The sequence below is a fragment of the Blastococcus sp. TF02A-35 genome, from assembly GCF_004571075.1.
GTDB lineage: Bacteria > Actinomycetota > Actinomycetes > Mycobacteriales > Geodermatophilaceae > Blastococcus.
The window spans coordinates 40579-52802 of record NZ_SPQP01000001.1 but is presented as its reverse complement, the minus strand read 5'-3'; the positions used below and the strand labels follow the sequence as shown (position 1 = coordinate 52802).

Annotated in this window: 10 protein-coding genes; 5 read left to right on the top strand and 5 right to left on the bottom strand. The window is 64.5% G+C overall.

Annotation, left to right across the window (positions count from 1 at the left end):
* The first annotated feature begins 9 nt into the window (after positions 1 to 9).
* Both E4P43_RS00265 and nrfD read left to right on the top strand, forming a co-directional pair.
* On the top strand, positions 10 to 1077 hold the full coding sequence (locus tag E4P43_RS00265) for a 4Fe-4S dicluster domain-containing protein (RefSeq protein ID WP_135143414.1): 1068 nt from the start codon (positions 10 to 12) through the stop codon (positions 1075 to 1077).
* A gap of 1 nt (position 1078) precedes the next feature.
* Entirely contained in the window at positions 1079 to 2122 is a 1044-nt protein-coding gene (nrfD, locus tag E4P43_RS00260; protein ID WP_135143413.1) for an NrfD/PsrC family molybdoenzyme membrane anchor subunit, read from the top strand.
* Positions 2123 to 2160: 38 nt separating this feature from the next.
* On the opposite strand, the gene E4P43_RS00255 is transcribed toward nrfD, so the two are convergent.
* Positions 2161 to 2955 carry a hypothetical protein gene (locus E4P43_RS00255; RefSeq protein ID WP_135143412.1) on the bottom strand — a complete coding sequence of 265 codons (795 nt, stop codon included), beginning with the start codon at positions 2953 to 2955 and terminating at the stop codon, positions 2161 to 2163.
* A gap of 579 nt (positions 2956 to 3534) precedes the next feature.
* Positions 3535 to 4836, bottom strand: coding sequence for an O-antigen polysaccharide polymerase Wzy (locus E4P43_RS00250; RefSeq protein WP_167759005.1), 1302 nt, complete (start codon positions 4834 to 4836; stop codon positions 3535 to 3537).
* A 212-nt stretch (positions 4837 to 5048) separates the two neighbouring features.
* Here E4P43_RS00250 and E4P43_RS00245 point away from each other — a divergent pair, with 212 nt between their 5' ends.
* Both E4P43_RS00245 and E4P43_RS19705 read left to right on the top strand, forming a co-directional pair.
* Entirely contained in the window at positions 5049 to 6143 is a 1095-nt protein-coding gene (locus E4P43_RS00245; RefSeq protein WP_135143410.1) for a glycosyltransferase, read from the top strand.
* A 428-nt stretch (positions 6144 to 6571) separates the two neighbouring features.
* Positions 6572 to 7327 (top strand): glycosyltransferase family 4 protein, encoded by a 756-nt coding sequence (locus tag E4P43_RS19705; RefSeq protein WP_167759004.1) that lies wholly within the window; start codon positions 6572 to 6574, stop codon positions 7325 to 7327.
* Here the strand turns inward: E4P43_RS19705 and E4P43_RS00235 are convergent.
* Entirely contained in the window at positions 7272 to 8360 is a 1089-nt protein-coding gene (locus E4P43_RS00235) for a hypothetical protein (protein ID WP_245158836.1), read from the bottom strand. The genes E4P43_RS19705 and E4P43_RS00235 overlap by 56 nt on opposite strands.
* 200 nt (positions 8361 to 8560) lie before the next feature.
* On the bottom strand, positions 8561 to 9313 hold the full coding sequence (locus E4P43_RS19700; protein ID WP_167759002.1) for a glycosyltransferase family 4 protein: 753 nt from the start codon (positions 9311 to 9313) through the stop codon (positions 8561 to 8563).
* A 626-nt stretch (positions 9314 to 9939) separates the two neighbouring features.
* Between E4P43_RS19700 and E4P43_RS00225 the strand changes: the two genes are divergently transcribed.
* Positions 9940 to 11064 (top strand): glycosyltransferase, encoded by a 1125-nt coding sequence (locus tag E4P43_RS00225; protein ID WP_348522038.1) that lies wholly within the window; start codon positions 9940 to 9942, stop codon positions 11062 to 11064.
* Between the two features lie 113 nt (positions 11065 to 11177).
* On the opposite strand, the gene gmd is transcribed toward E4P43_RS00225, so the two are convergent.
* Entirely contained in the window at positions 11178 to 12191 is a 1014-nt protein-coding gene (gmd, locus tag E4P43_RS00220; protein ID WP_135143405.1) for a GDP-mannose 4,6-dehydratase, read from the bottom strand.
* Positions 12192 to 12224 lie beyond the last annotated feature (33 nt).

Genomic DNA, 12224 nt, shown 5'->3' with positions numbered 1-12224 from the left:
GGCCGCCGCGTGACCTCGGTCAGCTCGGCCAGTCCGGGCCTCAGCGGCATCCGAGACGTCAAGAACCGGCTGTTCGGGCCGCTGCCCGACGTCGCCGAGGAGGCCGGGTATGAGCCCGACCACCCGAAGCGGGTCGGCTTCTTCACCGACACCTCGGTCTGCATCGGCTGCAAGGCCTGCGAGGTGGCGTGCAAGGAGTGGAACACGCTCCCGATGGACGACTCGCACGGCAAGCGGGACGCCCTCGGCCTGTCCGGCATGTCCTACGACAACACCGGGCAGCTCGGCGCGAACTCGTGGCGGCACGTGGCCTTCATCGAGCAGTCCCGTGCGGTCGACCTGCCGATGCCGACCTTCGGCCGGCCCGGCGACGACCGGCACGACCACGGGCCGTCCCCCGCGACGGCGGGCGACGACGTCAGCCTGGCCAACGCGCAGCAGAGCGTGCTCAACGCCGAGGCGCTGAGCGAGTTCGACCCGCAGACCGGCCAGACCGGCGCGGACAAGCAGATCCGCTGGCTGATGAGCTCCGACGTGTGCAAGCACTGCACGCACGCCGGCTGCCTCGACGTCTGCCCGACCGGTGCGCTGTTCCGCACCGAGTTCGGCACCGTCGTCGTGCAGGGCGACATCTGCAACGGCTGCGGCTACTGCGTGGCGGCCTGCCCCTACGGCGTCATCGACCAGCGCAAGGACGACGGCCGGGTCTTCAAGTGCACGATGTGCTACGACCGGCTGACCGACGGGCTGATGCCGGCGTGCGCCACGGCGTGCCCGACGCAGTCGATCCAGTTCGGTGACCTCGACGAGCTGCAGGAGCGCGCCGACGCACGGCTGGCGACGCTCAAGGCGCAGGGCGTGGAGACCGCGCGGCTCTACGGGCGCGACGAGAACGACGGCGTCGGCGGCGACGGCGCCTTCTTCCTGCTGCTCGACGAGCCGGAGGTCTACGGCCTGCCGCCGGACCCGATCGTCACCACCCGCGACCTGCCGGCCATGTGGAAGGCGGCCGGCAAGGCCGCGGTGATGATGGTCGGGGTCGCGGTCACCGCCGTGCTCGGCTCGCGGAGGCGCTGACATGACCGGCGGCATCACCAGCCCGGGCGCCGGCTGGCGCCAGGCCGACCGCGGCCCGGCGACGCAGCACACCACCAAGAAGCGGCGGAAGCGCGGCGGTGGCCGCAGCCGCGGCGAGATCGCCATGGTCGACGACGTCGAGTTCACCTCGTACTACGGCCGACAGATCGTCAAGACGCCGGTGTGGAAGTCGCCGGACGTGCCGCTCTACCTGTTCCTCGGCGGGGCGGCGGGGTCCTCGTCGATCCTCGCCGCCATCGCCGACCTGACCGACCGGCCGAACCTGACCAGGGTCGGCCGGTACACCGCCGGCGCCGGCTCGATCCTCTCGGTCGTCGCGCTGGTGCACGACCTGGGCCGCCCCGAGCGGTTCCTGCACATGCTGCGGGTGCTCAAGCCGACGTCGCCGCTGTCGGTCGGCACCTACATCCTCTCGCCGTTCAGCGCGGCGGCCGGGGCGACCGCGGCCGTCGAGCTCCTCGGCTGGTTCCCGCGGCTCAAGCGGTTCGGCGGCGTGGTCTCGGCGATCTTCGGTGGCCCGCTGGCGACCTACACCGGCGTGCTGCTGGCCAACACCGCCGTGCCGTCGTGGCACGCGGCGCACACCCAGCTGCCCTACGTCTTCGGTGGCTCGGCGATGGCTGCCGGCGGCGGGATCTCGATGGTCTTCGTGCCGGTCGACGAGGGAGGGCCGGCCCGCAAGATGGCGGTCGCCGGGGCCGCGATCGAGCTGGCCGCGATGCACAAGGTCGAGACCGACCACGGCATCGTCAGCGAGCCGTTCCACGAGGGGCGACCGGGCAAGCTCATCCAGGCGGCCAAGACGGCGACCGCCGTGGGCGCCGGGCTGACCGTGGTCGCTGGGCGCACCCGGCTGGGCGCCATTGCGTCAGGGACGCTTCTCGCGGCCGGGTCGCTGCTCACCCGGTTCGGCGTCTTCGAGGCCGGCATCGCCAGCACGAAGGACCCGAAGTACGTCGTCGTCCCGCAGCGCGAGCGGCTCGAGGCCGGCACGAACGAGCACGCCTCCACGGTCACCCGCTGACCGGTCCGGCGCCTGCGGGCGCCGGACCGGCGGGTCGGTCAGATGAGTGCGCTGTCGACTCTCTGCTGCCAGGCGAGCTCGTCGATGACAGCGCGCTTCTCGACGTCGTCGAAGCGCACCTTCTTCCAGCGGCCCTCCGAGGCTGATGCACCGTAGGCGCCGCTGCGGTGCCACTCGCCCTTGCGGGTCAGGAACCAGGACCGGCCGTGGTAGTCCGCGCCCTCGAAGGCCCAGCCGGAGAGGCGAGTGACGCCGGTGCGGCGCTTCTCGGGGTCGCGCGCGTAGGGCAGGAGGTAGAGGCAGACATCGGTGAACTCGGCGGCGTTCAGGCCGCGGAGGACATGGACGGCGGAGCGGATCTCCTGCTCCGTGCGCTTCTCGTCGCGGGCGTAGAGGACCCAGACGGCGTCCTCGTCGGCGAGCTCGAGCAGCTCGGTGCGCTGCCGCTGGCGCTCGGCCTCGGCTGCGGCCTTCTCCTCTTCCCGGCGGCGCTCCTCGGCGAGGGCTGCCGCGCGGGAGCGCATGCGGGCGTTGGCCAGGTCGCGGTCGCAGACGCGCCAGCCCTGCCAGAGGGCCGAGTGGTCAGCGCAGACGGCGCGGGTGCACTCGGTGCACTCGCCGATGGCGGGGTCGCCGCAGCGGCAGAGCGCCGCCTCGTCGTCCGCGCGCGTCTGGATGTAGATGGTGCTGCAGCGCTTGGTCTCCGCCGGCTCCGCCGCCGGAACGGCCGGGCCGCCGACGAGTTCGCCGACACGGACGACGGCGTCGCAGCGCCAGTAACCGGGAAGGATCTGCGTGCGCTCGCCCGTCGCCCCACAGGTGGGACAAGGCATGGCCGAAGGGTAGGAGTGGCCGGGGGCGCGCCAACCCCGCGTCCGGCACGTGTCGCTCACGATCCGGCTCGTCCGTCACAGCCGTCCCGGGAGTGCCAGCCGAGTTGCGAGCCAGCCGAAGGACGGCTGCGTGACGGGCGGGCGGAACCGGCCCGGGGCGGCTGGGACGATGAGCCGGTGAAGCCGGCTCGACGCAAGCGGACCAGCGCCGTCCTAGGTGAGGGCCGGTGCACTCTCTGCGGCAGCAAGCTGATGCTGACGACGAGCCGAAAGGTCAGGACCTGGTCGGCCTGGGTGAATCCGCTGTGGAGCCCCGACGTGCAGGTGCACGAGGTGTGCTCGACCTGCGGCGCCCGCCGGGAGATTCACGCGGACGCCACCCGCTAGCGCACGTCAGACGACGCAGGGCGCCTCTCCCGAAGGAGAGGCTAGGCGCCCTGGGTCGTAATGGCGCGGCGGCGGATCGCCGTTGGTCACGCCTGCCGAACCGGCTCCGGCTCGGGCTGACGTTGAGGCCGATGTCTAGGTGGTGCTCCCCGCTCGGCTGGTGCGCCAGGACCTCGGGGTTCTCGAAGGCGTTCACCGAAGCGAGACGACCGCTCGCGCGTTCTGGCCTTCATCCACCAACCCCGGACTGCCCCGCAGCAGCAGTAGAACCCAACCGAGGACTACCGGTAGAAGCACCGCAAGAAAGATGGCGAGACTGTATGCCACGACGCCACGAATGATGATGGGTAGCCCAGCCAAAAGGACGGCATAAACTACTTTGGTGCGCCACTCCGACGAGGCCTTCTGGTGACGCCAGAGGCGCGTGAAGACATACCCTAACCCTAAGCCTGCTGCGCCGACTCCCGGCCACCCCGAGTCAAAGTATGCCTCTCCGACCAAAGAGTACGCAGGACCAGCGGAGTTTGACCCAAGCCCGAGCAGGTACCCGTTAAGAACAACATCGACGGTCTCAGGCTTGTCGGGCCAAACTAAGCGCGGTACTGGGGCGCCCAACGTGCTAGTTACCGTTGATAGCGGCCGGTGAGGTATGACCTCGGGAACAATCGACAGCTCTACGGCAAGGGCGTCGACCATCTCGGTATCGTTACCGGTGACCGTCCGCACGAAGATGCTGCCGGGCTCCCGCACGCCGTAGCTAACCGACGACCAGAACGTCTCTCCCGGCGCGTTCGCATCTCGGATCAGCCCGAAAGCGGCGGCAAGTGCGCAACCGCCGACGAGGAGTGTGATTCGGGGCGCCCGCCGCCGGGACATCAGGGCCGACGTCACGACGGGTGCCAGTAGCGCCAAGAGCAGCGAACTCCTCTGTCCGCTGACAAGTAGAATGACGGAGTAGACCGCCCCGATTGCCCACCCCGTACGACTGAGCCACACCCTGCTCGCAGACTGACCTAAAGCGATTAGCGTACAAGCGGACCCGATGAGCATCAGCGGAAGCAAGTACACATACGCCGTTCGACCGGCTCCGGCTGAGCCGCTGCTTGCGCCCTCGCCAGTCAGAGTGCCTGGTAGGACGATGAACGCAACAACGCTAGCAATGCCAGCGGCCCATATGAACGAAGAGGTCTGCTTGCTCGTGCGCGCTGCGCGGTTAGCGGCTCGACCGAGCTTCCTGCGTCGACCAATCACCGCGCCGAAATTTGCGGCCAGTGTAAACAGCCAGCCTAATGTCAGTGCCTCGGTGTACGTTCCAGCGATATCAAATCGATCGTAGAATGCGTAGCCAACGCTGTCCGTGTATATGAGAGCCCATGGGTGTGCCACGAAAAGGATGAATGCAGCGCCATTGATCCACCAGATCGGTTCCGTCAAGTCAGCTTCGGCGGTGAGAGTATGCATGCCGGAGAAACCAGAGATAGTTGCGAAGATCAAGAGCACCATCGTCGCATTTGCGGACCAACCAACGGCGGCCAATGCTAAGCAAGCCGCGCTTGTCGCGAGGAGAGTGCAACCTGACAAACGCACGCGCCGCGGCGGCCGGGCGCCAGGAGAGTCGTTTCGGCCGCCGAGTTCCATACGCTCCTCCAACGCTCTCCGCTAGGCTGGGCAGGACAGTTTAGCAGGATCATATCGAGGGGGTTGCATTGCGGCTGGTCTGGTTCACGAACCTCGCCGCTCCATACCGCTTCCCGCTATGGCAAGCGCTCGGCGAGCGGCTAGATCTTACCATTGCGCTTCTGGCCCAGAACGAACACAACCGACATTGGGCGGAGAGTTCGAAGGAGCTCCAGGGCGTACGATTGGACTTCCTGCACACCCTCGGCTTGCGCCGTGGTGAGGCTACGCACTACTTCCCGGTTTCGAGTATGGCGCCACACCTTCGAGGGGCCGATGCTGTCATTCTGCCCAGCTGGGAGCATCCGATCTCCTGGGCACTGATGCGCGCAGCCAAGCGAAACGGTGCGCGCGTCTATGGCTTCAATGAGTCTACATTGATGACGCAAAAGTATAACGCCAGGCCGGTGTCGGCCGCTCGCGCCCGCTTCTTCAGGGCGCTTGATGGAGTCTTCACCGTAGGCCAGCGTTCGACTGAGGCGATGCGCTTTCAGGGTATCGAGGACGACCGGATCCACGAGGTGAAGAACTGCATTGATAACGCGGCTTGGCGGGAGTCCGTGGAACAGGAGCGAATGAAGCTCGCGCACCCGGCCAGTGCAGCGGGTCATGTGTTCCTGTTCTGTGGACAACTCGTCGACCGGAAAAGGCCGCAGTCAGTACTGCGCGCTTTTCGCGAAGTCGCCTCCACCGACGACAAACTTGTAATTGCGGGCGACGGGCCATTGTCTGGCAGTTTACAAGCAGCTATCGAAGCGCTCAGTCTGAAAGGGCGCGTGGAGATGCTGGGACACGTCCCTCAGCATCGTCTTGCCTCCCTATACGCATTGGGTCAGACGCTGGTCTTGCCCTCTAGGGAGGAAGTATGGGGCTTTGTGGCGACGGAGGCCCTCGCGGCCGGACTGCACGCAGTGATTGATGAACGCGTGGGCTGCTATTCGGAGTACGCGAACATGGCTGGTGTGTATGGCGTCGGGAAGCACATGCTCACCCTTCAAACTGCGATGCAGAAGAGTCGGGATTCCTGGGCGGGACCGATCGCCTTCCCGGAAATCTTTGCTTGGGGTCCAAACGACGCCGCCGCCGCGATTCATCGAGCTCTTGCTAGGGGTAACGTCCAATGACCGGGTCGGCGGAGATTTCTATGTCGAGCCCCTACCCAGAGGGCGCATTCCTGGCGCTCGCGAACCAATGGCATGCTAAAGGACATCTAAGTCGCATGATCTTGCAGGCGCGCCCGCAACAGCGCTTGGCATCGGCGGCGGGGCCGTTGCGTCGGCTGAGCGCTATTGATCGGCTTGCCCGCGGATGGCCAATACTGGAAGCCGCTCACCTCATCGCACCAGAGCTTGAGATTGGCCGACTGATCGTGGGACGGGTTCCGAGCGCCCATCTTCGTGCGCGGTACATGTACGTATCGGCAGCACGATTCGATCGCAAAGCCCGAGTGCATATCCCGGAGCGGGCCAAGTGGCACCTGGGAATGCCCGCTGCTTCCGTAGAGACGTTCCGCGAGGCGCGATCGCGCGGAATAAGAACAATCCTTCATGCTGTGAACGCTCATCCCCTCGCGCAGAATGACCTGCTGTTGCGGTTCTATGAGAGGCGCGAGGTTGAGCAAGAGCTTGTCCCGACCCGAGTGGTCGATCGCATCCTGGAGGAGGTTGAGTACAGCTCAGTCGTACTCGCACCATCCCGCCTAGTAGCTGCCCAATTCAGTCTCCACCACAAGGCTGCGATAGCGATCGAGCACTACGGTGTCGCGCTTCATACTATGAGGCCCGATGCTCTTAGCAAGCCAGACGGGCCTCTAACTGCACTGTATGTTGGCCAGATCAGCCGTCGAAAGGGGTTGCCCTTCCTTCTGGAGGCTGTGAGGGGATTGAAGCTCGAACTGAAACTAGCCGGCCCTCTTGTGGCGCCAGATCTCATCAAGAAGTTGCCTGACAACGTTCGTTACCTTGGCACTGTCCCGCAAGGTCAAGTGCGCAGCCTCATGTCAAGCGCGGACGTGTTCGTCCTTCCGACAATCGAGGACGCTTGTGCACTGGTGACCTTTGAGGCAGCTGCGGCCGGTGTGCCAGTCATCACCACTCAAAACAACGGTGCCGTCGAAATTATGCCGATCGGGTCGTTCACGAGCGTGGAAGCGGGCAACGTCCTCGCATTACGAGCAGCTATCGGCGAAGTCAGGCGTGAGGACATTGCCCTCCGCCAAGCCCGAGGGAGGGCCATACGCCAGGAGTCCCAGGTCAGGGACTGGCCCGCTTACGCGGACGCTGTCCTTCGTCGCCTGACCGGACACTGACGGGATCTCGGAGCACGTGACGCCTAGTCGCCTCTGAAGCAAGGAAGAGCAGCATGGCTGTTGTCAGGTAGCCACAGGCGGCACCCCACACGCCGACTGTCGCTGCCCCTCCTGCCGTGATCGCGAGTCCAAGCAGGATGGCGGCTAGCGACGCATAGATCAATCGCTGCGGCACGACGCTCACGATAACGAGGGAGTTATTCAACTGCGTCAAGCCGGACACCCCAGCTACGAGCATTACCGCGGCGAGGGCTGGCCATGAGGCTTGGTAAGCCTCGCCGAGGAGAAGAACTACCAACCAAGGGGAGGCGAAGGCTCCGACGGCTAGCAAGGCCAAGTATGCGTACATCCCCAACCGTGCGCGGTTCCAAAGCTGCAATTGATCCTCAAGAGCGCGTGCTGCGAGCCGCGGTGTTATGAGTTGCAAGGCGACATTAGTCACGAGCTGTAGGGGAGACGCGTACCGAGTCGGAGCGCTATATAAGCCAGCCACTTGGACGCCGCCAGCCAGGCTCACAAGCAGCGCATCAGCAGCTTGAAGGTTGGCAACGCCAGCTAGGCCCCACAATCGCATGCCGCCCCTCCAGAAGGTGCGCCACGAATGCAAACGCATGTCAACGTAGCGAACCGAGAACATGAATCCCAGGCCGTAGCCAAGAAAGCCTGCTAGGGCGAGAACGGACATAGCTTCATCCGGCCCAAAGCCAAGCGTGACAAAGGCGAGCACGGTACCCGCGCGGCGTGCCAATATTGATACCGCAGCGCCGTACACGCCTCCTCGTCCGAGGATCAGCCCTGCCGTTAGGTCGCCAAAATTCTCCCCGGCCAAGTACAGTCCGATGGCAATTCCGTACCAAGACGGTAGGTCGATGATAAGTGACCAGATGATCCACCCCAGCAGGCAGGTGGTCATGCTCGTTGCGAGGCGTATCGCGACAATCCATCCCGCAGCCCGTGCGGCCTCAGCTTCGGCTTGTAATCTCATAGCCCGAACACCGAAACCGAAGTCGGTGAGGTTCAGGGACAGCAACAAGACGCTTGAATACGCTGCGTACGAACCGTAGAGGGCCGGTTCCAGGCTACGGGCCAGCATGCCGAGAACTAGCAGCTGACAAAGTCCCGCGAGTGCACGGCTGCCTAGCAGAGCAATAAACTGTGCGCGCCCCCTCCTCCACACGCTAACGCCACTCTGGCCAGGGGCGCGACTACGTAGGGACAACAAACGTCGAGCCACTAGCGCGTGCCATGGCTCGTGCTGCGTCGTTTGGCGAGAACCGTTAACACATCTCGCCGAACCTTCCCCGCAAAGCGTTCCCAGGTGAACTCGCGCGCCCGGGAGGCGGCAGCCGCACCCATGCCCTGTCGCGTCGCCTCGTCGGCCAACAACTGAACAATCTTTGCTGCGACTCCGCCAACATCGCGAGCGTCAAGTACAAAGCCCTCCACGCCGTCTCTGACCGGGCCGTCTGGCCCGTATGCCTGTCGCGACATGACTACGGGCAGTCCGCACGCCATGGCCTCTAGGGGCGTCTGAGCGAACCCTTCAGCGAGTGACAAAAAGGCGAAAACGTCCGCCTGATGATAGTGCGCGGCGAGATGTTCGCGCGCGACCGCGTCATGCCAGACAACGTAGGGGGGCAACTGGCTGAGGATGTCGCCGTGAGCGCTCCCTACTAGCTTCAAGATCACATCCGGTTGAGCTTGCCGAACGAGGTCCATCGCGTTGATGAGGTAGGCGAGGCCTTTGCGTTGCGTAATCTGTCCAACGAACAGGACCTGCGGTGGGTGCTCGGCTACCCGACTAGGTCTAGGGCGGAAGGCGAAGAGCTCCGTATCAACGCCGAGCGGAGCGAGTAGTAGTCGAGTGCTATCGACTCCGTTTTCCACGAAGCTGTGAGCATGGGCATTGGACAGCGCGATAATGATATCGGCCTGGTCGAGTTCGCGATCCAAGGATTCGGCGACGGCCTCAGCCTTGAGGTCCACCAAGGAGTCGCTGAGGCTAGGGAAAGCCGCGGCCTCGCGGGCTAAGAGGTCACTGAGGGACCGCTGGTGCATGATCGGGGCATCAAGGACTGTCAACACTCCTAGGGCTCTGGCCCTGCGCAAGGAGCGGATGCAAGCGGTGCTTCGCACGACAAGCGCATCAACGTCTTGATTGAGGCATCGCGAGACAGCTCTGTCGAATGCCACGTTCCGCCTCGACAGCAGGACCTCCCGCAGAGAGGTGAGTCCTAGCCTGCGTGCCAGCAGGTAACCAAGCTCCAGCGCGGTGGCGCGTCTGCGGACTCGTTGCCCCGGCCGAGTGAGGGCTGGCGTCCGTCGCCTCAATCCTTCGCGTATTCCTTTGCCCAGCATGCGGGCCCCTGGGCCTTGTTCACCGGCGCGTGCCGTCCACCCGAGCGGCGTGATGTACGTGACTCGGTCGCCAGATGAGTCCAAGTGCTCTGCGAGGCGCAGGAGTTCCGGTATGGAACCGGGATTGGCGATCACCCAGTGCATCTTTCGACCCCATTCCTATCGTCACCAGTCTCGATGCCAGACCGTGCGTTGCCCCGGCCCGGTTTCGCTATAGGTTCCGGGACTAGGCAAGAGGAGGTTAGCCTGAGCGAGTGCGAGTACTACATGTGGTCACCTTCGTTGGCCGAGGCAATCCTTTCGGCGGACCCGTTGCGGTCATGGAGGAGCAAGTCGCGAAACTCTCCGATCGCGGCTTCACCCTAACGGTGGCAGCCATGTCGGATGGGCTTGTGTCGGCGCCTGCAGTGGCGCGGGGGGCGGAAGCAGTCATCATGGGGCGCCCAGTCCCTGGATCGGCTGGCTGGTTCAGTGGGATGCTGGCGCCTCGTACCCTTATGAGAACTATCCGTTCGTTGCCGGCGCAAGACGTTGTCCACGTTCATCTGGCGCGGGACCTATTCAGCATGCTCGTGGCGCTTGCGTGTCGCGCACGTCGGGTTCCGTATGTGGTCCAGCCCCACGGGATGCTTGTTCCGAAGAGTGGATTGCTGGCCCGCATCTACGACGCGCTCCTTACAGGTCCGGTTCTGCGCGGTGCTCGGCGAGTGTTCTACCTAACGGAAAGAGAGCGAACGGAGCTAGCGCCGATAAAGTGGGAGCTGTCGGACCGTAATCTGGTGCCGCTTAGTAATGGTGTGGTGCAGCATTCGCCACCCCTTTCCAGTCGTCGCCCGTATGCGACGTTCGCTTCTCGTCTCAATGCCCGTAAGCGACCGCTCCTGTTCCTCAAGGCTTCCCAGGTAGCGGAGCGACCGCGGGGCGTTCGATTTCTTATCTGCGGGCCCGATGGTGGCGAACTGGCGGCGTTGCGGCGTGAACTCGAGAACGTGCCGCGGGAGCGTCGTCCTCTGCTGGTCGGTGGTCAGGAGCGGCCGCGAGTCTTGAATTTGCTCGCGCTGAGCAAAGTGCTGGTCCTCCCGTCCCTCAATGAGCCCTTTCCGATGATCGCCCTGGAGGCGCTGAGCGTCGGTACGCCGGTTGTGCTGTGCGAATCTTGTGGTATAGCGGATGACGTTGCCGCGTACGGTGCGGGTCTTATTCTTGCGGATGAGGCGTCCGCGGGTGACGTCGCTGCTGCAGTCGCTGCCATCTGCGGTGACGAGAATACTTGGATGCGCATGCATCGAGCCGCGGCTCAACTGGTTCGCGAAAAGTATGGCATCGATACGGTGGTGAGCACCTTGGCGGGCACTTATCGGACAGTTGTAGACGAGTAGCTCGTTGTTAGACTGTTGGACTGGCCACTGCGGGAGCGGAACGGGTGAGCAGCTAGACGTGCGTGAATCTCCGCAGTAGGTAGGAAGGTGGCTCGGGCACCCGAGGCGATCGACTATTTGTCGATGCGCACGTGACGGCCCGATCGTTCGTCTTCCAGAAGCTGAATGTCGGCGTCGACCATAATGCGAACGAGGTCGGGCGTCCGCACCTTGGGCTCCCAGCCCAGTTCTTGCTTGGCCTTGGTGTAGTCACCAATGAGAGCGTCGACCTCGGTGGGGCGTTCGTAGCGCGCGTCGTAGTCGACGTACTTCTCCCACTCGAGACCGGCATGCTCGAAGGCCATGCGGACGAAATCCTTGACGGAATACGCCGTGTTCGTGGCGAGTACGTAGTCGGCGGGCTCTGGCGCCTGCAGCATGCGCCACATGCCGTCCACGTACTCCGGGGCGTAGCCCCAGTCGCGCACGGCGTCGAGGTTGCCCATGTACAGCTTGTCCTGAAGGCCGGCCTGGATTCGAGCCACGGCGCGGGTCACCTTGCGAGTGACGAAGGTGTTGCCGCGGCGGGGCGACTCGTGGTTGAAGAGGATTCCATTGACGGCGAAGAGGTCGTACGCCTCCCGGTAGTTGCGCGTCACCCAGTACGCGTAGACCTTCGCGGCGCCGTAAGGGCTGCGCGGATAGAAGGGGGTGTCCTCGTTCTGTGGCGGGGGAGTAGCACCGAACATTTCTGAGGAGGAAGCCTGGTAAATCTTCGTGCGCACGCGGGCGGCTCGTACCGCCTCCAGCAGGCGCATCGCGGCGAGGCCCGTAACGTCGCCGGTGAAGACGGGCTGGTCGAACGACACGCGCACGTGCGACTGCGCGCCGAGGTTGTAGACCTCGTCCGGGTTGACGTCGCGGAGCAGGTTGATCAGGGTGACACCGTCGTTCAGATCGCCGAAGTGCAGGAACAGGCGTCGGTCGACTACGTGCGGATCCTGATAGATCGCGTCGAGGCGCTCGGTATTGAAGGACGAGGAGCGGCGCACGATCCCGTGGACCTCGTAGCCCTTGCTCAGCAGGAGCTCGGCAAGGTATGAGCCGTCCTGGCCGGTGATACCCGTGATGAGTGCTGACTTCGCCATAACCGGTTCCCCGTTCGATGTGGTCCGTACGCT